Raw genomic sequence first — 23,325 nt, forward strand, 5'->3', positions numbered from 1 at the left:
GGGGCTCGCAAGCTCACTCCTCGCGCTCACCGGCCGCCCACCCTCGGGGCCGTCGCCAGCCTCGCCACGTCCCGCAGCACCTGGTCCAGGCTGCCGGCTCCGGCCCACCGCACCACCGGTACGCCGTGCTCCCGGAGCTGCCCGATCATGACCTCGCGGTCCAACCGCCACAGCCGGTACGCCACCTCCGCCCACCCCCGGTCCTTCGGCGACGCCAGGTCGGTCGGCAACGTGTCGACGGCCACCACGAACCGGCCGGCCCGGGCCAGTCGGGCGAGCATCTGCGCCGACCGTTCGTCGAGCAGCGGGGTGAGCACCACCACCAGCGCGTCCGAGGAGAGCAGTTGCGGGCCGAACACCTGGTCGTACGGCTCGTGCGAAGACGCCGTGACGTGAATGTCGAGCAGCCACTCCAGGACTGTCAAGTACTGACGTCGCCCCGCCGCCGGGCGGAGTCGACGGGCCGCCGGCCCGTACTCCAGCAGCGAGACCCGGTCGCCGCGGTGCAGGTAGTGCTCGGCGATCGCCGCGGTGGCCCGGACCGTGGTGTCCAGCACCGACGCGGCACCGTCCACCCCACCGGAGCGGCCCGCCTCGGCGAGCACGTCGAGCAGCACCACCACCTCCGCGTCCCGGTCGGAGAGGGTGGCGGCCACGTGCAACTGGCGGGCGCGCAGCGAGACGCGCCAGTCGATCCGGCGCAACCGGTCCCCGGGAGCGAAGACCCGTACGCCGGCCAGCTCACCACCCTCACCGGGACGCCGCGAGTGGTGCGCCCCGACCAGACCGGCGGCCCGAGGCATCGCCTCCACCGCCTCGAACGGCTCGGTACGCGGGTACACCCGCACGCGGACCGGCTCGACGATCACCGCGCGGGAAACGAGCAGGCCGCCCGCCGTGGCGACCCGCGCGCCGGCCGGGCCGATCGGGTGCCGGCCCCAGCGCAGGGCACGGCCGGCCAACTCCAGGTCCACCGCCGAACCGACCGGCACCGACGTCACGAACGGTCGGTCGGCTGCGGAACGACCCGTGCCGCCGGCCGCCGCCGACTCACCATCGTTCGCCGACGAGTCGGCGGAGGGCTCGTCGCGGGCGAAACCGGCCCGGAGGATCCGCAACCACGGCGACATCCGGGTACGCAGCACGACCAGGTCGTAGTCCACCGTGTCCGGGTTGCCGACGCTCACCGCCGCCGTCGCGTCGCCGCCCTCGACCAGCGGCCCGTCGTCACCCGAGGTGATCCAGACCTGGGGCAGCGCGGTGGGACGGCGACGCAGCGCGTACGCGGTGCCCAGCGCGAACGGGGCGGCCAGCACGATCAGGTCGACCCGCCCCAGCAGCACCCCCGCCACGAGCAGCAGACCGGCGAGCAGCACCGCCCGACCGAGCGCCGGAGTGGGCGCCCAGCCGGCAGCCGGCTCCGGTTCGGTGGGGCTCGACACCGTCGGTTCGGTCATCAGTGCCGGGGCCCGCCGGCGGCGTAGCTGGGCAGCGCGCCGCTCGCCGGAGCCGGGGTCCCTTCCAGCACCTCGCCGACCACGAACGCCGGGTCGACCCGGCGCAACCACATCTCCGGGCGCAGGGTGATCCGATGGGCCAGGGCGGGTGCGGCGACGTCCTTGACGTCCTCCGGCACCACGTAGTCCCGTCCGGCGAAGACGGCGCGTACCCGGGCCAGCAGCAGCAACGCCAGCGAACCACGCGGTGAGGCGCCGACCAGCACCGACGGGTGCTCCCGGGTGGCCGCGGTGAGAGCCACGATGTACCGGCCGATGGAGTCCTCCACCACCACGTCCTCCAGGGCGGCCTGCATCGCGCGCAGCGTGGCGGCGTCGACGACCGCCTTGATGTCCGCCTCCTCTCGGCGACGGCTCATCCGGCGGCGGAGCACCTCCCACTCCTCCTCGTGCTGCGGGTAGCCGAACGAGACCCGGAGCAGGAACCGGTCCAGTTGCGCCTCGGGCAGCGGATAGGTGCCCTCGTACTCGATCGGGTTGGCGGTGGCCAGCACGTGGAACGGCTCGTCCAGCTTGTAGGTCACACCCTCGACCGAGACCTGCTTCTCCTGCATCGCCTCCAGCAGTGCGGACTGGGTCTTCGGCGGCGTCCGGTTGATCTCGTCGGCGAGGAGCAGATTGGTGAAGACCGGACCGGCCCGGAAGGTGAAGTCACCGTTGCGCTGGTCGTACAGGAACGATCCGGTGACGTCGGCGGGGAGCAGGTCGGGGGTGAACTGCAACCGACGGAAGTCCAACCCGAGCGCCTGGGCGAACGAGCGCGCGGTGAGCGTCTTACCCAACCCGGGCAGGTCTTCCAGCAGGACGTGCCCACCCGCGAGGATGCCGGCGAGGACCAGCTCCAACGCGTCCCGCTTGCCGACCACGACGGTGCCGACCGCGTCCAGGACGGCCCGGGCGAGGTGACCGACCTCGGCGGGGGCGATGCTCCGGTCCACGTCCTTCATCAGATTCTCTCCAGTTCGGCGACGATCAGCGCGAGATCGCGCGGTGACGGGGTGCGGCGGGGCGGGGTCTCCAGGAACGTCCACAGCCGGTCACCCAGCAGGGCACGGGCGCGGGCCGGATCCGACTCGCGGGTGACGCCGTGCTTCAGGCGCATCCGCTCGTCGGCCAGCTCACCGATCCGGGGCAGGACCGTGCCGGTGAAGCGTTCGGGTCGGGTCGCCGACCAGTCCAGGGGCCACTCCCACCGGTTGATGGCGGTCCGCAGCGCGTCCCGGGCACCCCAGTTGTAGCTGCCGTCCTCCTCGCCTGGAGGCGTCCGGGCACCGGCCGGTGACGGGGGTGGCGGCGCGAGCAGGGCGGTGACCCGGCGGACCGCCAGGACGGCGAGCACACCGGCGATCAGCACCGGCAGTGAGATCTGGAGGCCGACCGCACGGAGACCGACGAGCAGCACCGCGACCAGCGCGGCGGCCCACCCGAGCATCCGCAGCACGGGGCCCGACCGGGAGCGGCGCTCCGGCGGACCGGACGGTGCCGCCTCCTCCTCGAACGCGAGCAGGTCGTCGATGCTGGTGCTGCTCACGGGGTCACCACCGTCGAGGTCAGCTCGCCGCGCAGGCGGCGCAACGCGGCGCGGGCCTGGTCGCGGGTGCGTTCGTCGACCGGGCGGGTGGCGTACCGGGCCTCCCGGTAGACGTGCGCGAACTCGGCCAGCACGTCGGCGCTGACGATCGCCGGCACGCCGGCCGCCGGGTCGCCGCGCAGCAGTCGGCTGACCAGGTCGGTGGGGGTGTCGCCGGCGAGCCGGGGCACTCCCGCCGCGGCGGCGGCCTCCTCCAGGCGCACCCAGCAGGCGATCACCGCCACCCGTGGGTCGGTGTCCCGGTCGTCCAACTCCACCAGGCCGGCGTCGAGGGCGGCGACCACCTCGCGGGCCGTGCCCTCGGCGGTACGTCGGGCCCGCTGCGTCGGCAGCGTCCGGGTGGTACGACGCAGCGCGCCCCGGATCAGCACCCAGGTCAGGTAGCCGAGAGCCGCGAGGATGGCCAGTCCGAGCAGGACCATCGCCACGGTCGCGATCCACTGCGGGATGTGCGCCTGGGTGGCCTCGCCGGCGTCGCGTGGCTCGACCGGGATGGACGCGGACGGCTCGACGGTCGGGTACTCGGGCACCCAGGGGACGTTCTCCGCGGCCGGCGGGATCCGGCTGGTCCCGAGCGACGAGTTGGCGGACGCCATCGCGGCGCCGCCGAGCAGCACGGCGACCGCGGCGACCGGCCACCACCGACGAAGCAGGCCGAGCGCCGGGCGCAACACACCGGTCTCGACGGCCGGTGACGGCGCGGGTGGGCGTGTTCCGTCTGTCATCGCCACCGCCCCACGCGTTCTCAGGCCACCCCGGCCAGCTGTTTTGCCTGGTCGAAGACGTCGTCCAGCATCTTTGGCGTCAACCGCCCGGTGAAGGTGTTCTGCTGGCTGACGTGGTAGCTGCCCAGCAGGTCCGGAGCGGCTGTGCCGGACCAGTGTGCCCCATGACCGAACGCCGGTCGCGGGCTGGGCGGGCGCAGCCCGTACACCTGACGGAGCACCGGCCACCACGCGGCCCAGGCGAACGCTCCCAGCGCGACCACGACGCGCAGCGTGGGCCGGATCAGCGCGACCTCGCGGTGCAGCCAGGGCGCGCAGGTGTCCCGTTCCTGGGGGGTCGGCTTGTTGTCCGGCGGCGCGCATCGGACGGCCGAGAAGATCCGAAGGTCGCGCAGCGCGAGCCCGTCGTCGGCGGCGACGCTCGTCGGTTGGTTGGCCAGCCCGGCCCGGTGCAGCGCGGCGAACAGCACGTCACCGGAGCGGTCGCCGGTGAAGATCCGACCGGTGCGGTTGCCGCCGTGTGCGGCGGGCGCCAACCCGAGGATCGCGATCCGCGCGTCGACGGCACCGAAGCCCGGCACCGGCCGACCCCAGTATTCCTGGTCGCGGAAGGCGGCCCGGCGGGTGCGGGCCACCTCCTCCCGCCACCGGACCAGCCGGGGACAGGCGAAACAGTCGCTGACGCCCGCGTCGAGGTCGGCCAGGTCGGTCGCCCGCGCTGCGCGGGCGACCACCTGTGCCGGGGTACGCGACTCAGCCAAGCTTGGCCCGGAAGAGTTCCAGGGTGCGGGCGAAGGCCGTGGCGGCGGCGCGCTGGTCGAACGCCTCCGGCCGGTCGTCGTTGAAGAAGGCGTGCGACGTGCCCGGGTAGTCGTAGAGGTGGCAGTCGCCACCGGCCTCCTCGATGGCCCGGCGCGCGGCTTGTACGCCCTCGGCCGCCGACGTGCCGTCCTCTTCGGAGCAGTGGATGACCGCGGCCTTCCCGGCGTAGTCCGCCCAGTCGGGACGCATCGACTCCCAGGGCAGCACGGGATAGAAGCCGGCGGTGGCGACGATCCGCTCGGAGATGGTGGCCGACCAGAGGGCGAGGCTGCCACCGGCGCAGAAGCCCACGGCACCGACCTTACCGGTGACCTCGGGCCGCCCGGCGAGATAGTCGGCCGCGCCGGCGATGTCCTTCGCCGCCTCGTCCATACGCATCGCCATCAGGAGTCGCTGCGCCTCGTCGGGTTCGCTGGTCGTCTCACCGTGGTAGAAGTCCGGGGCGAGGGCGACGAAGCCGGCCTCGGCGAACCGGTCCGCCACCGAGCGGATGTGCGGGACGAGGCCCCACCACTCCTGGATGACGACGACGGCAGGGCTGGCCGTTCCGCTGGCGGGTATCGCGAGATACCCCTCGCTCGCGCCCCCGTTGCTGCGGTAGCTCACCATCTCGCCCATGGGCCGTCCTCCTAGCGGTCAGTCATCGTTGGCTGGTCGCCCAGTGGTCCTACGTGCCGGTAGCCTGCCACGCCGCGCGGCCGTCGGGAAGACGCCGGAACAGTGGCATTCACCTCCTGTTCGCCGACTGGTGACTGCGGGTACGCCGACGGCGGCGGGATCCGCTCCCGCCGCCGTCGATGCCGGCCGATCGCCCTGGTCAGGCCTTCGTGGTCAAACCTTCTTGGTCAGGCAGAGGACGTAGCCCGTCTTGCCCGGCTCGATGCTGGAGAAGACGTACCCCTCCTCGCCCTCCTTGAAGAACTGGTCGCAGGCGGTGCCGGCCTGGGCCTGAGCCTGGCTCTGGTCGTTCACCCGACCGACCACGGCGTACGCGGCGTCGGTGGAGGTGCAGGACACGACCTTGGCGCCCTTGACCTCCTCCTGCTCGGTCCCGGTGACCTCGGGCAGCTCGGCGATGCAGTCGCCGACCTTGGCGTCAGCCGTCTCGTCCTTGTTGAAGTAGTTGCCGATCGCCGAGGCGATGCCGAACTTCAGGCCGGCGATGACGACGACAGCGAGGATCGCGCCGATGATGCCCAGCGCCTTCTTGCCGCCGGACTTCTCCGCCTCCGGCTTGGCCGCATCCGACTCCGTCCCGGCCGGGACGGCCGCGTCCGGAGCGGGGCTGTTCGGTGCGGTCGCGTCAGGTGCGGTCGCGTCAGGTGCGGTCGGTGCGGTCGCGTCAGGCGCGGTCGCGTCAGGTGCGGTCGGCGCGGGTGCGGTCGGTGCGGTCGCGTCTGGCGCGGCGGTGTTGGGCGCGGTCGCGTCCGACGCGGGCCCGTCCGACGTGGCCGTCTGCGGCTGGGCCGACGTCGGCTGCGGCGTCTCGACGGCCGGCTGGGATGCTGCGGCGTCGGGCGCGGAGGGCGGTGCGACCTGCTCTGGCACGGTGGTTCCTTCCGAGGGGTTGATGAGCAGACGACACCGTAACGATCATTGATTTCCGGTGCCGTCCCGCTCCCCTCGTCCGTTCAGCCATTTCCCAGCTTCGACCGCATGATCCAGTTCACACCCGTGGCTCAGCTCGTCGGGGTCGGTGTCGGCGTCCCACTCGGTGCCCCGGTGGGGTCAGCCGGAGGCACGCCGGTGACCGTCCCGCTCGGCTGTGGCGCGCCCGGCGTACCCGGGTTGGCGCTCGGCTCCGGCGTGGCGGTGGGCGTCGTCAGCGGAGCGGCCGGTGGCGTGAGCGGAACGGTCGCCCCCGGGGCGCGGGGCCCGAAGGGCGCCTGCTCCGGGCAGTACGGGTACGGCCGCAGCAGCGGGTTGCCGTACTCGTCGATCTGACTCCCGCAGTCCGGATAGCCCAGTCGGATCGGGTTGCCGTTCTGGTCGAAGAGTCGCGCGTTCTCCACCAGCCGACCCTCACGGTCGTAGACGAAGACGTCCCGGATCTGGCTGTACTGGCTGTCCACCGAGGTCTGGTCGTAGTAGTAGTCGCGGTCGAGGCGGTCCTCCACGTGGCCGAGTGCCGCGAGGGCGAACACCACCAGGACGAACGTGCCGCCGTGCAGCGCCCATCGTGGCCAGCCGGCCAACCGGGCGGATCGACGGCCGATCCAGATGGAGACGAGCACGAACGCGACGAGCATGACCAGGCCGGCGAGCAGTTCTCCCCCGAACCGGGGCAGCAGCCCGTAGCTCCCATTGGTGCTGATCATCGTCACCAGCATCGCCGCCAGGTAGCCGCGCAGCACCCACCAGGCGGGCCGCAGCAGGCGCAGGAACTCGCTCGCCGTCTCGTACCCGAGCGTCGGGCCGATTCGGACGTCGACCGCGCGCAGCCGGGCGCGGACCCGGACCATCGCGGTGGCGACCCGCTGGTCGAGGTTGCGTCCACTGGCGCTGGCGGCGCCGGCCGCAGAGCGCAGTTCGGCGGCGTACGTCTCCGGCTCGCCCAAGCGCTCGACGAGCGTGCCCTCGGACTCGGCGGCGACCTCGGCGAGATGGTCGGCGAGGTCCTCGGTCAGCTCGTCGCGTTGGGTGGGCGGCAGGTCGGCCAGAGCGGCCCGGACCCGTGCCACGTAGTCGGTGATCTCCTGCTCCGTGACGGTCATGCCGCCAGCCCCCGATCGTCGAGCAGACTGTCCATTGTGGTGGCGAACGAGCGCCAGAGCTTGCCGGAGCGGGTCAACTGGTCACGCCCCGCGGCGTTGAGTGAGTAGTACTTACGGTGCGGCCCGGATTCGCTCGGCACGACGTAGGTGGTGAGCAGGCCTGCGGCGAAGAGACGGCGCAGCGTCCCGTAGACCGAGGCGTCACCGACCTCCTCCAGGCCGGCTTCGCGCAACCGGCGCAGAATGTCGTAACCGTAGCCGTCCTCCTCGCGAAGCACGGCCAGGACGGCCAGGTCCAGCACACCCTTCAGCAACTGTGTGGTGTCCACGCATTAGACACTAGTGTGCAATGCGAAGTAGCGTCAACGACCACGTCTAACGCGTCCCGGCCGGAACACGACGAGGTGGGCCAGGGCGAACCTGACCCACCTCGAATCCGAGACTCCGGAATCAGCTGACGCGACGGCAGGGGTCGCCGTAGTCAGGATCGACATGCAGCATCGCCTTGCGCGTGTTCGGACCGTAGACCCCGTCGGCCGACGTGCCAGCGACCCGCTGCACCTCCCGCAGCGCCTTCTCCGTGTTGCCGCCGAAGTTGCGGTCGATCGACAGCGGGTAGACGCCGACCCTGGTCAGCGCGCTGCGGTAACAGTCATTCATCGTGTCCTGCAGACGTGCCACGGCGTCACTGACGTTGCCGCGCTGCATGTTGCAGTTCACCGAGTTGGTGGACGAGGCGGGGACCAACGCACCCTGATAGGTGATCGACTTCGAGCAGGTCGGCGTCGCCAGAACGGACACCGGGTCCGCCGCTGCGGAGCCGGCCGTCACCACCTGGAAGGACCCGACACTGAACGCCACCAGCGCCGCAGCCACCAACCGCCGTGACACACGCTTCGACATGTACACCCCCGTTTATTCATGGTGGACTGAGTCTCGGTGCACCCTAACAAAGACGGAGATCAATAACTGCCCGGCAGTTGGACGCACCGAGCGTTGATGGACGCCACCTCGCCGATGTGGCGGTGTCTACCCGGTTGGTTACCCCCACATCGGCGACTTGCGTCCTCGGCCCGCTAGCGCGGCGCTGGTTGAAGGCTCCAGGCGATGCCGTCGAGGATGTCGTGCTCGGAGGCGACCACGGACGGCATTCCGGCCCGCTCCATGATCACGCGGAGCACCAGCGCGCCCGCGCCGATCACGTCGGCCCGGCCCGGGTGCATCACCGGGTTCGCCAATCTCTGCGCCCGGGTCTGACCCAGCAGGTCCGCCGTCACCTGGGCGACCGCCTCGTACGACACCCGGGCGTGGTGGATGCGCTCCGGGTCGTACTCCTGGAGGTTCTGGGCGATGGCGACCACTGTGGTGACCGACCCGGCGAGGCCGACCAGGGTGGCGGCTTCGCGGCCGGGCACCACGGCGAGCGCCCGGTCCACCGCCGCGGCGATGTCGGCCTGCGCGGCGGCGACCTGCTCGGGCGTCGGAGGATCACCGGGTAGGTGACGCTCGGTCATCCGGACACAGCCGATGTCCACCGAGATCGCCGCGCGCACCCCGGCGTCCCGATCGCCGACGACGAACTCGGTGGAACCGCCGCCGATGTCGACGACCAGGAAGGGCGCCTTCGCGTCGGCCGGGAGCCCGCGCACCGCACCGGTGAAGGACAGCCGCGCCTCCTCGTCACCGGTGACCACCTCGGGAGCGACACCGAGGGTGCGTTGCACCATCTCGGTGAAGTCGGCCGCGTTGGCGGCGTCCCGGGAGGCCGAGGTGGCGCACATGCGGACCCGGTCCGCGCCCAGCTTCTCGATGTCCGCGGCGTACGACGCCAACGCCACCCGGGTCCGTTCGATCGCCTCCGGGGCCAACCGGCCGGTGCGGTCCACGCCCTCACCGAGCCGGACGATCTCCATCCGCCGGGTCAGGTCGACGAGCGGCGCGGGCGACCCGGCCGAGTCGTCGGGCAGGTCGGCGACCAACAGTCGGATCGAGTTGGTCCCGCAGTCGATGGCCGCCACACGCGTCGTCACGGCAGCAACCCTACGGCAGGCCGCCGAGCAGCCTCCGCCTACAGGCGCAGCAGCATCCGGGTGTTGCCGAGCGTGTTCGGCTTGACCCGCTCCAGGTCCAGGAACTCCGCGACACCCTCGTCGTACGAGCGCAGGAGCTGCTCGTACACGGGTTGCGGCACCGGTGCGCCGTCGATCTCCTGAAAGCCGAACGCCCCGAAGAACCGCGTCTCGAAGGTCAGCACGAAGATCCGTGCCACGCCCAACTCCCGGGCCGCGTCGATCAACTCGCCGACCAGCCGGTGACCGATCCGCTGACCACGACACGACGGGTCCACCGCGACCGTACGGATCTCGGCCAGGTCCTCCCACATCACGTGCAGCGCACCGCAGCCGACCACGACGCCGTCCTCGGCGCGGACCGCGACCCGGAACTCCTGCACCTGTTCGTAGAGGGTGACGGTGGCCTTGCTCAGCAGCCGCCGGTCGTTGGTGTAGGTGTCCACCAGCCGCCGGATGCCCCGGACGTCACCGGTGCGGGCCCGCCGCACGGTGATCTGGTCCGCAGTCGGCGTGCTCACTCGCCCGCCGGCACGTCCACGCACGGGCCGGCCGCCCACCAGGGCTCGACCAGCTCCAACGTCTCGTCGCCGAACGGGTTGACCCCGGGACCGGCACCCAGCGCGTGCCCCAGGTGCACGTGCAGGCACTTCACCCGGCCGGGCATCCCGCCGGCCGAGATACCGGCGATCTCCGGCACCTCGCCGATCGCCTCCCGACGGGCCAGGTAGTCCTCGTGGGCGGCGCGGTAGTGGGCGGCCAACTCCGGATCGGTCGTCAGCCGGTCCGCCATCTCCTTCATCAGCCCCGCCGACTCCAGCCGACTGCACGCCGCGGTGGCCCGGGGGCAGGTCAGGTAGTAGAGCGTCGGAAACGGTGTGCCGTCGGCCAGGCGCGGGGTCGTCTCCACCACATCCGGAAGGCCGCACGGGCACCGGTGGGCGACCGCCCGGGTGCCCCGGGGCGTCCGGCCGAGCTGCGCCGCGACCGCGGCCAGGTCGGCCTCGGTGGCCGGCTCCCGCTGCGGCAGGGGTACGGAATCCGCAGCCGGCTCCGACGGTGGTACGACAGTCACGGTGCTCAACTCTCCTGGTGCGCTGATCGGTGGTTCACTTGCCCGGCTGCTGGCTGTCGGCCGCCTGCACGCTCGACCAGAGCGTGTCGTACCAGGTGGTGGGCCCGGCCGGGGGCGACGAACCGGCCGACTTCCCGGCGTCCCGGGCGGCGCCCTCCGGGTCGTACAGCACCACCATCATCTTCTCGCCCGGCTCGCCCATGAAGAACCGCTCCCGGGCCTGTGTCTTGATGTACTCGTCGTCTTTCCAGTTGGCCGCCTCGGCGGTGAGCTTGGCGATCTCCGCCTCCTGCGCCGCCTGGGCCGCCTCCATCCGCTCGATGTCGGCCTGCTGGTCCAGGTAGACCCGGACCGGGTACGTGTAGGCCAGCGCGAGCGCGATCAGGACCGCGAACAGCACGGTGGCCCGACCGGTGAAGCGACGAGGGTGGGGTGCGGCGAGCCGTTTGACGGCTCCACCGGCAGCGGTACGCCGGGCTGCGGCCGGACGGTTCGCCGAGCGGACGCCCTCTGCGCCCCGGGCGGCACCCGGCGCCCGGCCGGCGGCGGCACGGGGTTCGGCGCGTACGCCGGTCTCCCGCACCGACCCCCGCGTGGAGCGGCCACCGCCCGGTCGACCGGACTGACCCGGCCGACGGGCGGGACGCTGACCACCCGGTGTGCGGCGCTGCTGCATCGTCACACCCCTCCCCCGAGGCTTCGTGCGTTACGGAGTTCGTCGGGAAGCCCCGCGGCGGGGCTTCCCGGCAGCGTCTCAGGCCGAACGGTAACGCGGGAACGCGCCCGCACCGGCGTAGCGCGCCGCGTCGGCCAGCTCCTCCTCGATCCGGAGCAGCTGGTTGTACTTGGCGACGCGGTCCGAACGGGCCGGGGCACCGGTCTTGATCTGGCCGCAGCCGGTGGCGACCGCCAGGTCGGCGATGGTGGTGTCCTCGGTCTCGCCGGAGCGGTGGCTCATCATGCACTTGAAGCCGGCCCGGTGGGCCAGGTCCACCGCGTCCAGGGTCTCGGTCAGCGAGCCGATCTGGTTGACCTTGACCAGGACCGCGTTCGCCGCCTTCTCGGCGATGCCGCGGGCGATGCGCTGCGGGTTGGTGACGAACAGGTCGTCACCGACGATCTGTACCCGGTCGCCGATCGAGGCGGTCAGCGTCTGCCAGCCGGTCCAGTCGTCCTCGGCCAGCGGGTCCTCGATCGACACGATCGGGTACTCGTCGGCCAGCTTCGTGTAGTAGGTGCTCATGTCCTCGGCGGACTTCGCGGCACCCTCGAAGGTGTACGTGCCGTTGTCGAAGAACTCCGTGGCCGCCACGTCGAGCGCGAACACGATGTCGCTGCCGAGCCGGTAGCCGGCCTTCTCGACCGCCTCGGCGATCAGGTCCAGGGCCGCCGCGTTCGTCGGCAGGTTCGGCGCGAAGCCACCCTCGTCACCGAGGCCGGTCGACAGGCCCTTCTTCTTCAGCACCGACTTGAGCGCGTGGTAGACCTCCGCGCCGGAGCGCAGCGCCTCGCGGAAGGTGGGGGCGCCGATCGGCGCGATCATGAATTCCTGGATGTCGACGTTCGAGTCGGCGTGCGCGCCACCGTTGAGGATGTTCATCATCGGCACCGGCAGGAGGTGCGCGTTCGGGCCGCCCAGGTAGCGGAAGAGGCTCAGCTCGGCGCTGCCGGCAGCGGCCTTCGCCACCGCCAGGGAGACCCCCAGAATGGCGTTCGCGCCCAGCTCCGACTTGCTGTCGGTGCCGTCGATGTCGAGCATCTTCTGGTCGATGAGCCGCTGCTCGCTGGCCTCGTACCCGATGATCTGGTCGACGATCTTGTCCTCGACGTTGGAGACCGCCTTCTCCACGCCCTTGCCCTGGTAGCGGTCGGCGTCACCGTCACGCAGCTCGATCGCCTCGAACGCGCCGGTGGAGGCGCCGGAGGGCACTGCGGCGCGAGCCACCGTGCCGTCGTCCAGGCCGACCTCGACCTCGACCGTGGGGTTGCCCCGCGAGTCGAGAATCTCCCGGGCGACGATTCCCTCGATGGTTGCCACTGAGTCGCTCCTCGTTGTTGTGATCCGGTCCGTGGGTGGGCCGCGACGGTGCGGCTGAGGCAGGTGTTGAACGCAGCGTATCGGGCCACGGGAAACGGCACGGCGTCGCCCGCGCACCCGAGTCGCCCCGCACTGACGGACATTCCCGGATTTCCGGGCGTCAACCGGCAACGGGTTTGCGCTGCGCGGACCAGATCCACCAGGCTGGTCGGCATGCCCGCCGCCTCGACCACCCTCCGCATGCTCGCCGTGTCGGTCATCGCGTCGCTCACGGTCACTGGCTGTCAGACATTCGAGGACGCCGGAGCCGCCATGGGGCGCTCGGAACTCGTCAACGACCTCGCCGCCCGACTCGACCGGGCGTTGGAGTTGACCTACTCGGCCGACTACCAGCTACCCGGCGGCCAGAGTGCCGCGATCGTGCAGGCGCAGGATCCGGTGCGCTCCGCGTACACCTATCCGGGGGGACGACTGACCGTCACCCCGGAGGCCGTCACCCGGTGCACGACCACCGGCCCGCGACCGGAGTGCACCCTGGCCACCCCGCCCACCCCCGGCAGCAAACCCACGGTGACCCTCTTCGGGGAGGCCAACAAGCAGGGGCTGGTCACACCGCCGGTGGTGGTCGGGCTGCTGACCGCCGCAGCGCTCGACCCGCAGGCGGTCATCAAGCAGAGCGACACCACGATCGCCGGCCACCACGCCGCGTGCGTGGACGTGCAGAGCTCCTCCGGTGACTTCACCGCCTGCGTCACCACCGAGGGCGTGCTCGGCAGCTTCACCGGCCCGGTCGACGGCAAGCCGACGGAGCTGGCGCTGAGCCGCTACTCCGCGACCGTGGACAAGGGCGCGTTCGACCCGCCGGCCGGCGCCGGAGTCGTGGACAACCGCCCGGGTGGGTCGTGACCGGTCCGGCGGTCGTGCGGGCGTTCGACGCACCCACTGGTGGTTTCCGGCCCGGGGCCGGGCCTGGGCGGCTGCCCGCCGCCGGTGACCTGGCACTGCCGGTGACCGGTGCGAAGCTGCTGACCGACGTCGACGGCCGTCCCCTCCACGTCGCCGACCTGCCCACCGACACCGACTGGGTGCCGCTGGGCACGCTCGACGGGGTGCCCGCCTGGGCCACCGACCTCACCACCACGCTCCCGGGGCGGGCACGGGGCTGGGCGTCGCTCGCCGCCGAGGTGCCGGAGCCGTACGCCACGCTCGCCGGGCGGGCGTTGGCGGTGATCACGTGGCGGCGTACCCACCGGTGGTGTGGCGCCTGCCGGGCCGAGCTGGCCGACCTGCCCACCGAGACGGCCCGGCGGTGCCCCGACTGCGGTCTGTACGTCCCGATGCAGCTCTCCGCCGCGGTGCTGACGGCGATCACCCGGCCCGGTCGAGCCGGTAGCGCCGACGAGCTGCTGCTGGTCCGGCACGCCACCGGACCGACCGGGCTGTGGGCGCTGGTGGCCGGCTTCGTGGAGGCCGGCGAGACACTGGAGGCGGCGGTGCACCGGGAGGTCGGCGAGGAGGTCGGGTTGTCAGTCGACCGACTGGCGTACTTCGGCAGCCAGCCGTGGGCGATCTCCGGCCCCGGCGTGCTGCTCGCCGGTTTCACCGCCCGGGCCGCCGACCCGCACGCCGAGCCGGTGGTCGACGGCCGGGAGCTGACCGAGGCCCGGTGGTTCGGCCTGGATGCGCTGCCGGCGGAACTGCCGCCCGCGTACTCCATCTCCCGCTGGCTGATCGACGCGACGGTGACCGCCGCGCGGGCCTGAACCGCGCGGACCCTCAGACCCCGAGCAGGGTACGCAGGTGGCGCGGCGGCGGGCAGTCGTGGGCGAGCATGGCGTCGTGCCAGTCGCGCACCGACACCCCGGCCGGTCGGGCGGCGGCGACCTCGGCGACCTCGCTGTAGCCCACGAAGTACGTGGAGAGCTGGGTGGACGTGAGCAACGCCCGACGCCACTTGCCGGCCGCCTCGCCCTCCTCCTGGAAACCGCGCCCGATCATCAACGCCATCGCCTCGGCCTCGGGCAGGCCCTCGGCGTGCACCAACTGGTCGAGCAGCGCGTTGATGGTCATCCGGAGCTGCATTTTCAGCTGCTGCAACCGGACCGGCAGGCCGCCGAAGCCGAGCCCCGTCATCAGCTCCTCCGCGTAGACCGCCCAGCCCTCGATGAACGGGCCGGACTCGGCCAGCGCACGGACCCGGGTGCCACCGACGTAGCGGCGGGCGTGCGCGAGCTGGAGGAAGTGCCCCGGCATCGCCTCGTGCACGGTCAGGTTGCGGATCATGTGGTCGTTGTATTCGCGGTAGAACGACTCGACGCGCTGGGCGGGCCAGTCCGCCGGGGTGGGCGCGATGCAGTAGAAGGTCGGCACGGCCGCCGTCTCCAGCGGGCCGGGCGCGTCACAGTAGGCCACCGCGACACCCCTGGCGAACTCCGGCATCTCCTGGATCACACACCTGTCGTCGACCAGGGTGACCAAGTCGTGCGCGCGGACGAAGTCGGTCGCCTCGTCCAGGGTCACCCCGGCCGACTCGACGATCGTCGCGTCGTTCGGGTGCTCGGCGGCGAGCAGGTCCAGCGCCCGGCGTACCGTCGCGTCGTCGGCTGGGCCGCCGACCAGCTCGACGGCCGCCTCGCGGATCTCCGCGGTGACCCGGTCCAGGTTGGCCCAGGCGCGGCGCTGGATCTCGGCGGCGCCCAACTCGGTGTCGAGGGTGTGCCACAGCCGCGCCTCCCACCGGCGGCGCCCCAGCCGGGGGTCGCGCCCGGGGCCGGTGTCGGCGGCCAGACCGGTGCGCAGCCACGCGACGAACTCCTCCAGCGCGGCGATCGCCGCCGTGGCGGCCGGCTCGACCCGGGCCAGGCCGCTCGGCGCCTGGGCGAGCAGGGCCGGCAGCTCGTCGCGGATCAACGCGGCCGTGCCGGCGAACTGCCCGACCGCCGTCTCGGCATGGATCCGCGGCATGTCGCGCACCGTCGCGCGGGCGGTGGCCAGGGCGTCCGGTACGGCGGCGAGCCGACCGGCGAGCTGGGTCAGTCGCACCTCCACCGGGGCGTACGGGCGGGTCAGCAGCGGATGCAGCAGCGCTCCGGGGTTGTGCCGCAGCGGATCCCACTCGTGCGACCGGATCTCGGTCAGCTCGAACAGCGCGCGGTCCACGAAGGAGGTGAGCAGCGCGTGATCGACCTGCTCGGCCACGTCGAGCGAATCCGGGTCCAGCTCGGACAGCGCGTTGGCCGCGTCGGAGAGCATCGCCCGATCGGCCGCCAGCGCGTCGGCGGACAGATCAGGAAGCCGATCGTCGAAGCGGTGGTCGCCGGCGGCAGTGGCCACCCCCGGCCGTGACTCCAGCAACGCCTCGACGACCCGCTCGGCCAGCACCCCAAACGCTTCCACCGGCCCACCCTACCGACCACCCCGGACAACGCCGCAGCTCCCGCCCGCCGTACGCCGACGCCCGCCCGTCCCCCGCCCACCCCCGTCGATCATGACGTTGTTGCCTCGCACCTCGGCGTGTCGTGGCTACAACTTCATGATCAACGCGGGTCTAAGGGTGAGGGCTCGGTGGGGGGTTCGGTGGCGCGGAGGGCTTCGGCGTAGGCGAGGGTGGTGCGGCGGAGGGCCGCTTCCGGGTCGATGCCCGCTTCGCGGGCTGCGGCCACCGTTGCCAGGAGGCTCGCGCCCAGCCTCGCTTCGGCGTCCACCTGGGTGTCCGCCAGCGGGGGTGGAACAGCCATGCCGGCGCGGGCGGCCCGGCTGAGGATCTGCGTGGCCAGGGCGAGAGCGGGCTGGCTCAACGCGACGCCGTCCAGCACCGACTTCCGGGCCTTCTCCGCGCGCTTGATCCGCTCCCAGTTCTCGGTGATCTCCTCCAACGTGCCCGCCTCCGCACCGGCGAAGACGTGCGGGTTACGGCGGATCATCTTGTCGACCAGGCCACCGGCCACGTCGTCGATGCTCCACCGCTCGCCCTCGGGCAACTCCTCGGCGAGTCGCGCGTGCAACACCACCTGCAGGAGGACGTCGCCCAACTCCTCACGCAACGCGTCGGTGTCGTCGGCGTCGATCGCGTCGTACGCCTCGTAGCTCTCCTCCAGCAGGTAACCGGCGAGGCTGCGGTGTGTCTGCGCACGCTTCCACGGGTCACCACCCGGCGAGGCCAGCCGGTCCAGCACGGCCACCGCGTCGAGCAGCCGCGCGCCCGGTGGGTCCCACGAGCCGTACATCAGCTCCATCTCGGCCAGCCCCGGTTCCCGGGCCAACCGCAGGCCCAACTCCCGGGCAAGGGCCTCGTCGCCGGCCGGGCCGGCCAACCAGACCGCCGTGCCGTGCGCCGCCACGGTGTCCAGCAGGCGTTGCGTCGCCGGGCCGTCCACCACGACGACCTCGGCGCCCGCCTGGCGCACCGCCGTGACCAACTCGCTCTCCGCGCCGGTCAGCACCGGGTGCCGGCGTACGACGTCCCAGGCCGCCGCCGTCAGCAGACCGGCCGGTAGCCGGGGCGACGTGACCAGCAGGACGATCCGTGCCGTCATGTTCAGCCGGCCGTGCCCTCGGCGTCGGGGGTGGCGGTCGACTCGACCGGCTCCGGGGTGGAGATGTCGGTGACCATATCGGAGCCCGGTTCACCCAGCGGCACGCTCACGGCGGGGATGTCACCGGGGAAGCTGAGCACCGGGAACTCCAGCGGGCGGTACCGGGGGCTGACCGTCACGTCGTAGCGCTCGACCGCCTCGACCAGCGACCGTCGGGTGGCCAGCGCACCACGCAACTGGTCGCCGTCGAGCTGGCGGACGGCCTCCTCGTCGCTCATGCTGGCGGGGATCTGGGCCGCCTCGCGGCCCACCGCGATCAGGGTCTTCATCTCCTGCTCGGTCGGCGCGACCGACTCGGACGGCACCCCGGACAGGCAGGTGTAGAGGGCGGACACCTGCTGCACGTACTCCGTGTCAGGCGTCAACTGGAGCGCCTGGGCGACCTGGTCGGAAGCCACCTGGCCACGCGGCTGGTAGCTCTTCTCGGCGGAGAGCTGCTTGCACACCTCGCTCAGCACCAACACGCTGGCCACGTCTGCCGGGCCGGTCGGCTTCGGCGCCGCCTGGCCGGGTTGAGCTGCGACGGGCGGCTCCGGGTTCTTGTCGCGCAGGTCCTTCAGCACGGCGGCGACCCGCTCGTCGGTGATGCGGTGGTCACCGATGTAGGCGGCGATGCCGGGCTCGGCACGACAACCGGAGAGGGCGATGAGACCGACCGCCACGCTGGCGACGGCGACAAGACGGCGAGCACGCATGACGGTCACTCTCTCACGGCAGGGCACGTCGCTGTGACGCCCCCCACCGGACGAACGACTCCGACCGGCGCCCCGCCGCCACGGCGGGGCACTCAGACCGGCGCCCCGCCGCCACTGTGCCGCTCAGACCGGCGCCCCCGCCGCCACTGTGCCGCTCAGACCGGCGCTCCCGCCGCCACTGCGGGGGCACCGAGCACATCGGAGAGCAACTGCGCGCACCACTGCAGCAGCGCCTGGTCGCGCAACGGCTCGCCGCCGATCCGACGGGTGGTCGGTCGGGGCACGCTGACCTGGTCGGTGGCCTGCTTGTAGACGGCATCCGGGTGGTAGCGCTTGAGCCGCAACTGCTTCGAATCCGGCAGCGGCAGCGGGCCGAACCGGACGTGCTTGCCCTGCATGGACACGTCGGTCAGGCCGTACCGGCGGGCCAGCAGGCGGAACCGGGCCACCTCCACCAGGTTCTGCACCGGGGCCGGAGGCTCGCCGTACCGGTCGGTCATCTCGGCGACCACCTCGCCCAGACGGTCCTCGTCGCGCGCCTCGGCGAGCTTGCGGTACATCTCCAGGCGCAGCCGTTCCACACTCACGTAGTCGTGTGGCAGGTGTGCGTCGACCGGCAGATCGATCTTGACATCGACCTCCTCCTCCGGCCGCTCACCCTTGAACGCGGAGACCGCCTCGCCGACCATCCGCACGTACAGGTCGAAGCCGACGCCCTCGATGTGCCCGGACTGCTCACCGCCGAGCAGGTTGCCGGCGCCCCGGATCTCCAGGTCCTTCATCGCCACGTACATGCCGGCGCCCAGCTCGGTGTGCTGCGCGATGGTCGCCAGCCGCTCGTGGGCGTGCTCGGTGAGCGGCTTCTCCGGCGGGTAGAGGAAGTAGGCGTACGCCCGCTCCCGGCCCCGGCCGACCCGGCCCCGAATCTGGTGCAGCTGCGCCAGGCCGAGCAGGTCGGCCCGCTCCACGATCAGCGTGTTGGCGTTCGGGATGTCGATGCCCGACTCCACGATCGTGGTGCAGACCAGGACGTCGAACTCCTTCTCCCAGAAGCCGACCATCACCTTCTCCAGCGCGTCCTCGCTCATCTGGCCGTGCGCCACCGCGACCCGCGCCTCGGGCACCAACTCGCGCAGCCGCCGCGCTGCCCGGTCGATCGACTCGACCCGGTTGTGCAGGTAGAAGACCTGCCCGTCGCGGAGCAACTCGCGGTGGATGGACGCCGCCACCTGCCGGTCGTCCTGCGCACCCACGAAGGTGAGCACCGGGTGCCGCTCCTCCGGTGGGGTGGCGATGGTGGACATCTCCCGGATGCCGGTGATGGCCATCTCCAGGGTCCGCGGGATCGGGGTGGCCGACATGCTCAGCACGTCGACCGACGCGCGCAGCGTCTTCAGGTGCTCCTTGTGCTCGACACCGAAGCGCTGCTCCTCGTCGACGATCACCAGACCGAGCTGCTTGAACCGGGTGGCGGTCTGCAACAGACGGTGGGTGCCGATGACGATGTCGACGGTGCCGTCGGCGACCATCTCCAGCGTTCGTTCGGTCTCCTTCGCGGTCTGGAACCGGGACAACTGCCGGATCTGCACCGGGAACTGGCTCATCCGCTCGGCGAACGTGTTGTAGTGCTGCTGCACCAGCAGCGTGGTCGGCACCAGCACCGCCACCTGCTTGCCGTCCTGCACCGCCTTGAAGGCCGCCCGGACGGCGATCTCGGTCTTGCCGTAACCGACGTCGCCGCAGATCAGCCGGTCCATCGGCACGGTCTGCTCCATGTCCCGCTTGACCTCGTCGATCGCCGCGAGCTGGTCGGGCGTCTCCTGCCAGGGGAAGGCGTCCTCCAACTCCCGCTGCCACGGGGTGTCCGGGCCGAACGAGTGACCCTTGGACGCCTTACGGGCGGCGTAGAGCTGGATCAGCTGCGCGGCGATCTCCCGGACCGCCTTGCGGGCGCGGGCCTTCGACTTCTGCCAGTCCGAACCGCCCATCTTGTGCAGGGTCGGCTGCTCCCCGCCCACGTAACGGGAGAGCTGGTCGAGCTGGTCGGTCGGCACGAACAGCCGGTCGCCGGGCTGGCCGCGCTTGCTGGCCGCGTACTCGATGACCAGGTATTCACGGCTCGCGCCGTTGACGGTGCGCTGCACCAGCTCGACGTACCGGCCGATGCCGTGCTGCTCGTGCACCACGTGGTCGCCGGCCTTCAGCTCCAGCGGGTCGATGGTGTTGCGCCGCCGGCTCGGCATCTTGCGCATGTCCCGGGTCGACGTGCCCCGGCCGCCTGTCACGTCGTTGCCGGTGAGCAGCACGAAACGGGACGCCTCGTCGACGAACCCGCTGCTCAACGCGCCGCAGGTGACCACCAGCTCACCGGGGACCGGCGCGGTCGGCACCTCCTCGGTCAACCGGGCGCCCAGCCCGGCGTCACGGAGCACCTCCACCGCCCGCTGGGCGGGACCGTGCCCCTCGAACACCAGCGCGATCGACCAGCCCTCACCGGCCCAGCGCTTCAGGTCGTCGACCACCCGGCTGGTCTCGCCGTGGTACAGCGGGGCCGGCTGGGCCCCGAGGGTCACCGCGATGGCGTCGTCCGGGGTGACGGCGACCTCCTCCGGCGCGTCCTCCCAGGGCTGCCGCGTCTCGGCCGTCTCCCCCTCGGTCAGGCCGAACGGGGACAGCGTCCACCACGGCTGGCCGAGCTTGCCGGCGGCCGCGCGCACCTCAGCGAGGGTGCGGAAGGCGGCCGCGCCGACGTCCACCGGGGCCTGGCCGCCGACCGCGGCGGCGGCCCAGCTGGCCTGCAGAAACTCCTCCGAGGTACGCACCAGGTCATGCGCCCTCGTGCGGATCCGCTCCGGGTCGCACAGCAGGACGTGGGTGCCGGACGGCATGACGTCCAGCAGCAACTCCAGCGAGTCGGGCCCGACCAGCACCGGTGCCAGCGACTCCATCCCCTCCACCGGGATGCCCTCGGCCAGCTTGTCGAGGATCTCGGCCAGCTCGGGGTGCTGCTCCGCCAGCGCGGCGGCCCGCTCACGGACCGCCGGGGTGAGCAGCAACTCCCGGCAGGGCGGCGCCCACAGCAGCGGAACCTGCTCGATGGTCCGCTGGTCGGCCACGGCGAAGGTGCGGATCTCCTCCACCTCGTCGCCCCAGAACTCGACCCGGGACGGGTGCTCGTCGGTCGGCGGGAAGACGTCCAGGATGCCGCCGCGCACGGCGAACTCCCCACGCTTGGTGACCAGGTCGACCCGGGCGTACGCCATGTCGATCAGTCGGCGGGCGACCTCTTCGAGATCCGCCTCCTCGCCAGCGGCGAGCTGCACCGGCTCCAGGTCACCGAGCCCCTTGAGCTGCGGTTGGAGCAGCGAACGGACCGGGGCCACGACCACCCGCAGCGGCCCGGTGCCGCCGTGCGCATCGGTGCCCTCCGGGTGCGCCAACCGGCGCAGCACGGCCAGCCGTCGACCAACCGTGTCCGAGCGGGGCGACAGACGCTCGTGCGGCAGCGTCTCCCAGGAAGGGAAGACGACCACCTGCTCGGCGGGGAGCAATGCACCCAGGGCGGCGGCCAGGTCGTCCGCCTCCCGGGTGGTGGCGGTCACCGCCAGCACGGGCCGCCCGGCCCCGCCACCGGCACCGTCGGCGGTGCTGCGCGCGCTGCCGGGGCCGGCGTCGGTGGGGTCGGCGCCGCGCGTGCTGCCGGGGTCGGCGTCGATGGGGTCGGCCGCGACGGCGGCGACAGCGAACGGGCGCAGCGCCGCCGGGGCGGTGATGTCGAGGCCGTCGACCTGGGCGGCACCGGAGCGCGCCAGGTCACGCGCCCGGGCCAGCCCGGGGTCGGCCAGGGCGGCGGTGAACAGACCGGTGAGCAAGGGAATCCTTCCAGGGGAGTCGACGCACACGACGGCGGCCCCTCGTCCAGCCGGACGGGGGGTGCACGACAACCAGCCTATCCCCGTCGACCCACACACACCCCCTTCCTCCAGGTCGCCGCGCCCCGGCACCCAAGATCCTCACAACATCGGCGATATTGCTGCCTCCAACACGCGGGAAACACCAACATCGCCGATGTTGCGCAGATCTTGACGAAGATCTGCGCCCCGGAGATCGCAAGCGCGGCGTGGGGCACCAGCGCCGCCGAGGTCACGCTCGAACAAGGAAGTAGGGGCCTCACCGACGAACCGACACCACTACAACCAGGATGTTGCGCGATCTTGGAGCCGGAACGGCCTTCGGCGCGAGCATCCGCCGATCCGCACACCCTCCCCCTCCAAGATCCGCGCAACTTCGGGCAAAGTGCTGTCTCGCCGGGCGCTGAGGCAGCAACTTCACCGATGTTGCGCGGATCTTGGGCCGGACGGCCCGCACGCCGGACGCGGGCCCCGCACGCCGGACGGCCCGCACGCCGGACGCGGGCCCCCCACGCCGGACGCGCGCATCTCGCAGACCAGGGCAGGTGGGTCCCGCTTGACCTGGGCGCTCCGGTCGGCCGATCACGTTCGCAGATCTTGACCGACTGACGGCTGGCGTGGTCGGGTTTCGGGATGGGTGAGCAGTGGCGGGCACAGTTCGACGCGGAGGTGAGCTTCGCCAACGGCGGCGGGCTGCGTACCGAGGGGTTTCGGCTGGACGTTCCTGGTCAGGAGATCAGCGACGAGGACCTCGCGGCGTTGTTCGTCCGGCATCTCGGGTTGCTGATGGTCGCCGAGGTCCGGATCAGCGCGAAGACGATCATCGAGGAGCCGCACAAGGGCGGCCGGGGTGTGGCCGTCGATCAGCCCACGTCCGGGCGCGGACTCATCGAGCTGAGCCACGTGATCAGCGATGGGATGACCACCCTGCCGGGTTGGCCGGGGCCGCGGATCACCGACTGGCTGACGTTCGCGGCATCCCGGGAGCGGTACGCCCCGGGCACCGAGTTCCACGTGGCCCGGATCGACCTGATCGCCAACACCGGCACGTACCTGGACACTCCCGCCCACCGCTGGGCCGGTGCCGACGACCTGACCGGGGTGCCGCTGGATCGTCTCGTCGACCTGCCCGGGGTGGTGGTCCGGGTGCCGGCCGGCACCCGAGCGGTGGACCGGCTCATGCTGGCCCCCTACGAGGTGGACGGTCGGGCGGTGTTGCTGCACACCGGGTGGGACGCGCACTTCGGCACCGAGCGGTACGGCGCGCCGGAAGCGCCGTACCTCACCGGGGACGCCGCCCAGGCGCTTGCCGACGCGGGGGCGGCCCTGGTCGGCATCGACTCGGTCAACATCGACGACATGAGCCCGGCGGCCGGCGGCGTACGCCCCGCGCACAGCACACTGCTCGCCGCCGGCATCCCGATCGTGGAGCACCTGACCGGCCTGGACGCGTTGCCGCCGACCGGGTTCCGGTTCACCGCGGCCCCGCCGATGGTGGCCGGTATGGGCACCTTCCCGGTGCGCGCCTTCGCCGTCGTCAACAGCTGAACAAACCCCGACACCACGAGCCCCG

General features: G+C 72.1%; 22 protein-coding genes. 3 read left to right on the forward strand and 19 right to left on the reverse strand.

Annotation, left to right across the window (positions count from 1 at the left end; genetic code table 11):
• Positions 1–26 precede the first annotated feature (26 nt).
• From O7617_RS07875 to eno, 15 genes are all read right to left on the reverse strand, one after another.
• A complete protein-coding gene (locus O7617_RS07875; protein WP_282262517.1) occupies positions 27–1,457 on the reverse strand; it encodes a DUF58 domain-containing protein in 1,431 nt (476 codons plus the stop codon).
• Positions 1,457–2,464, reverse strand: a complete 1,008-nt coding sequence (locus O7617_RS07880; protein WP_282262519.1) for a MoxR family ATPase — start codon at positions 2,462–2,464, stop codon at positions 1,457–1,459. Before O7617_RS07880 ends, O7617_RS07875 begins: the two co-directional genes overlap by 1 nt.
• Entirely contained in the window at positions 2,464–3,048 is a 585-nt protein-coding gene (locus tag O7617_RS07885; RefSeq protein WP_282262520.1) for a hypothetical protein, read from the reverse strand. The genes O7617_RS07880 and O7617_RS07885 overlap by 1 nt, the downstream gene beginning before the upstream one ends.
• Entirely contained in the window at positions 3,045–3,833 is a 789-nt protein-coding gene (locus O7617_RS07890; protein ID WP_282262521.1) for a DUF4129 domain-containing protein, read from the reverse strand. The genes O7617_RS07885 and O7617_RS07890 overlap by 4 nt, the downstream gene beginning before the upstream one ends.
• Before the next feature lie 20 nt (positions 3,834–3,853).
• Positions 3,854–4,567 (reverse strand): uracil-DNA glycosylase, encoded by a 714-nt coding sequence (locus O7617_RS07895; RefSeq protein ID WP_282262523.1) that lies wholly within the window; start codon positions 4,565–4,567, stop codon positions 3,854–3,856.
• A gap of 19 nt (positions 4,568–4,586) precedes the next feature.
• Positions 4,587–5,273: a dienelactone hydrolase family protein gene (locus tag O7617_RS07900; protein WP_282262524.1), complete on the reverse strand. Its 687-nt coding sequence runs from the start codon at positions 5,271–5,273 to the stop codon at positions 4,587–4,589.
• Between the two features lie 213 nt (positions 5,274–5,486).
• On the reverse strand, positions 5,487–6,203 hold the full coding sequence (locus O7617_RS07905) for a hypothetical protein (protein WP_282262525.1): 717 nt from the start codon (positions 6,201–6,203) through the stop codon (positions 5,487–5,489).
• A gap of 131 nt (positions 6,204–6,334) precedes the next feature.
• Positions 6,335–7,369: a hypothetical protein gene (locus O7617_RS07910; protein ID WP_282262527.1), complete on the reverse strand. Its 1,035-nt coding sequence runs from the start codon at positions 7,367–7,369 to the stop codon at positions 6,335–6,337.
• Complete coding sequence (locus O7617_RS07915; protein WP_109820301.1) at positions 7,366–7,698, reverse strand: PadR family transcriptional regulator; 333 nt, start codon at positions 7,696–7,698, stop codon at positions 7,366–7,368. Before O7617_RS07915 ends, O7617_RS07910 begins: the two co-directional genes overlap by 4 nt.
• A gap of 121 nt (positions 7,699–7,819) precedes the next feature.
• Positions 7,820–8,245: a peptidoglycan-binding domain-containing protein gene (locus O7617_RS07920; RefSeq protein WP_282262532.1), complete on the reverse strand. Its 426-nt coding sequence runs from the start codon at positions 8,243–8,245 to the stop codon at positions 7,820–7,822.
• A gap of 200 nt (positions 8,246–8,445) precedes the next feature.
• Positions 8,446–9,387 carry a Ppx/GppA phosphatase family protein gene (locus O7617_RS07925; protein WP_282264670.1) on the reverse strand — a complete coding sequence of 314 codons (942 nt, stop codon included), beginning with the start codon at positions 9,385–9,387 and terminating at the stop codon, positions 8,446–8,448.
• Positions 9,388–9,437: 50 nt separating this feature from the next.
• Entirely contained in the window at positions 9,438–9,959 is a 522-nt protein-coding gene (locus tag O7617_RS07930; protein ID WP_282262533.1) for an amino-acid N-acetyltransferase, read from the reverse strand.
• Positions 9,956–10,513, reverse strand: a complete 558-nt coding sequence (locus O7617_RS07935) for a DUF501 domain-containing protein (RefSeq protein ID WP_282262534.1) — start codon at positions 10,511–10,513, stop codon at positions 9,956–9,958. Before O7617_RS07935 ends, O7617_RS07930 begins: the two co-directional genes overlap by 4 nt.
• A 34-nt stretch (positions 10,514–10,547) precedes the next feature.
• Entirely contained in the window at positions 10,548–11,189 is a 642-nt protein-coding gene (locus tag O7617_RS07940; protein ID WP_282264671.1) for a septum formation initiator family protein, read from the reverse strand.
• A gap of 78 nt (positions 11,190–11,267) precedes the next feature.
• Positions 11,268–12,551, reverse strand: coding sequence for a phosphopyruvate hydratase (gene eno / locus O7617_RS07945; RefSeq protein ID WP_282262535.1), 1,284 nt, complete (start codon positions 12,549–12,551; stop codon positions 11,268–11,270).
• Between the two features lie 213 nt (positions 12,552–12,764).
• Here eno and O7617_RS07950 point away from each other — a divergent pair, with 213 nt between their 5' ends.
• The gene (locus tag O7617_RS07950) at positions 12,765–13,457 is read left to right on the forward strand and encodes a hypothetical protein (RefSeq protein ID WP_282262536.1); all 693 of its coding nucleotides are present in this window, start codon (positions 12,765–12,767) and stop codon (positions 13,455–13,457) included.
• A complete protein-coding gene (gene nudC / locus O7617_RS07955) occupies positions 13,454–14,314 on the forward strand; it encodes an NAD(+) diphosphatase (RefSeq protein ID WP_282262537.1) in 861 nt (286 codons plus the stop codon). The genes O7617_RS07950 and nudC overlap by 4 nt, the downstream gene beginning before the upstream one ends.
• A gap of 13 nt (positions 14,315–14,327) precedes the next feature.
• Here the strand turns inward: nudC and O7617_RS07960 are convergent, their stop codons facing one another.
• The 4 genes from O7617_RS07960 to mfd all read right to left on the reverse strand — a co-directional run bounded on the left by O7617_RS07960 (position 14,328) and on the right by mfd (position 21,713).
• Positions 14,328–15,947 carry a DUF885 domain-containing protein gene (locus O7617_RS07960; RefSeq protein WP_282262538.1) on the reverse strand — a complete coding sequence of 540 codons (1,620 nt, stop codon included), beginning with the start codon at positions 15,945–15,947 and terminating at the stop codon, positions 14,328–14,330.
• Positions 15,948–16,087: 140 nt separating this feature from the next.
• Entirely contained in the window at positions 16,088–17,086 is a 999-nt protein-coding gene (locus O7617_RS07965) for a nucleoside triphosphate pyrophosphohydrolase (RefSeq protein WP_282262539.1), read from the reverse strand.
• A gap of 2 nt (positions 17,087–17,088) precedes the next feature.
• Positions 17,089–17,841, reverse strand: coding sequence for a hypothetical protein (locus O7617_RS07970; RefSeq protein ID WP_282262540.1), 753 nt, complete (start codon positions 17,839–17,841; stop codon positions 17,089–17,091).
• A gap of 155 nt (positions 17,842–17,996) precedes the next feature.
• Positions 17,997–21,713 carry a transcription-repair coupling factor gene (gene mfd / locus O7617_RS07975; protein ID WP_282262541.1) on the reverse strand — a complete coding sequence of 1,239 codons (3,717 nt, stop codon included), beginning with the start codon at positions 21,711–21,713 and terminating at the stop codon, positions 17,997–17,999.
• A gap of 672 nt (positions 21,714–22,385) precedes the next feature.
• On the opposite strand from mfd, the gene O7617_RS07980 reads away from it, so the two are divergent.
• A complete protein-coding gene (locus tag O7617_RS07980; protein WP_282262542.1) occupies positions 22,386–23,300 on the forward strand; it encodes a cyclase family protein in 915 nt (304 codons plus the stop codon).
• Positions 23,301–23,325: the final 25 nt, after the last annotated feature.

The organism is Micromonospora sp. WMMD1155 (assembly GCF_029581275.1).
Taxonomy (GTDB): Bacteria; Actinomycetota; Actinomycetes; order Mycobacteriales; family Micromonosporaceae; genus Micromonospora.

Excerpts from the sequence above, each read along its gene's own strand:
- O7617_RS07875 (WP_282262517.1), bottom strand. The coding sequence starts at position 1,457 with ATGACCGAACCGACGGTGTCGAGCCCCACCGAACCGGAGCCGGCTGCC.
- O7617_RS07880 (WP_282262519.1), bottom strand. The coding sequence starts at position 2,464 with ATGAAGGACGTGGACCGGAGCATCGCCCCCGCCGAGGTCGGTCACCTC.
- O7617_RS07890 (WP_282262521.1), bottom strand. The coding sequence starts at position 3,833 with ATGACAGACGGAACACGCCCACCCGCGCCGTCACCGGCCGTCGAGACC.
- O7617_RS07900 (WP_282262524.1), bottom strand. The coding sequence starts at position 5,273 with ATGGGCGAGATGGTGAGCTACCGCAGCAACGGGGGCGCGAGCGAGGGG.
- O7617_RS07910 (WP_282262527.1), bottom strand. The coding sequence starts at position 7,369 with ATGACCGTCACGGAGCAGGAGATCACCGACTACGTGGCACGGGTCCGG.
- O7617_RS07940 (WP_282264671.1), bottom strand. The coding sequence starts at position 11,189 with ATGCAGCAGCGCCGCACACCGGGTGGTCAGCGTCCCGCCCGTCGGCCG.
- O7617_RS07950 (WP_282262536.1), top strand. The coding sequence starts at position 12,765 with ATGCCCGCCGCCTCGACCACCCTCCGCATGCTCGCCGTGTCGGTCATC.
- O7617_RS07965 (WP_282262539.1), bottom strand. The coding sequence starts at position 17,086 with ATGACGGCACGGATCGTCCTGCTGGTCACGTCGCCCCGGCTACCGGCC.
- O7617_RS07970 (WP_282262540.1), bottom strand. The coding sequence starts at position 17,841 with ATGCGTGCTCGCCGTCTTGTCGCCGTCGCCAGCGTGGCGGTCGGTCTC.
- O7617_RS07980 (WP_282262542.1), top strand. The coding sequence starts at position 22,386 with ATGGGTGAGCAGTGGCGGGCACAGTTCGACGCGGAGGTGAGCTTCGCC.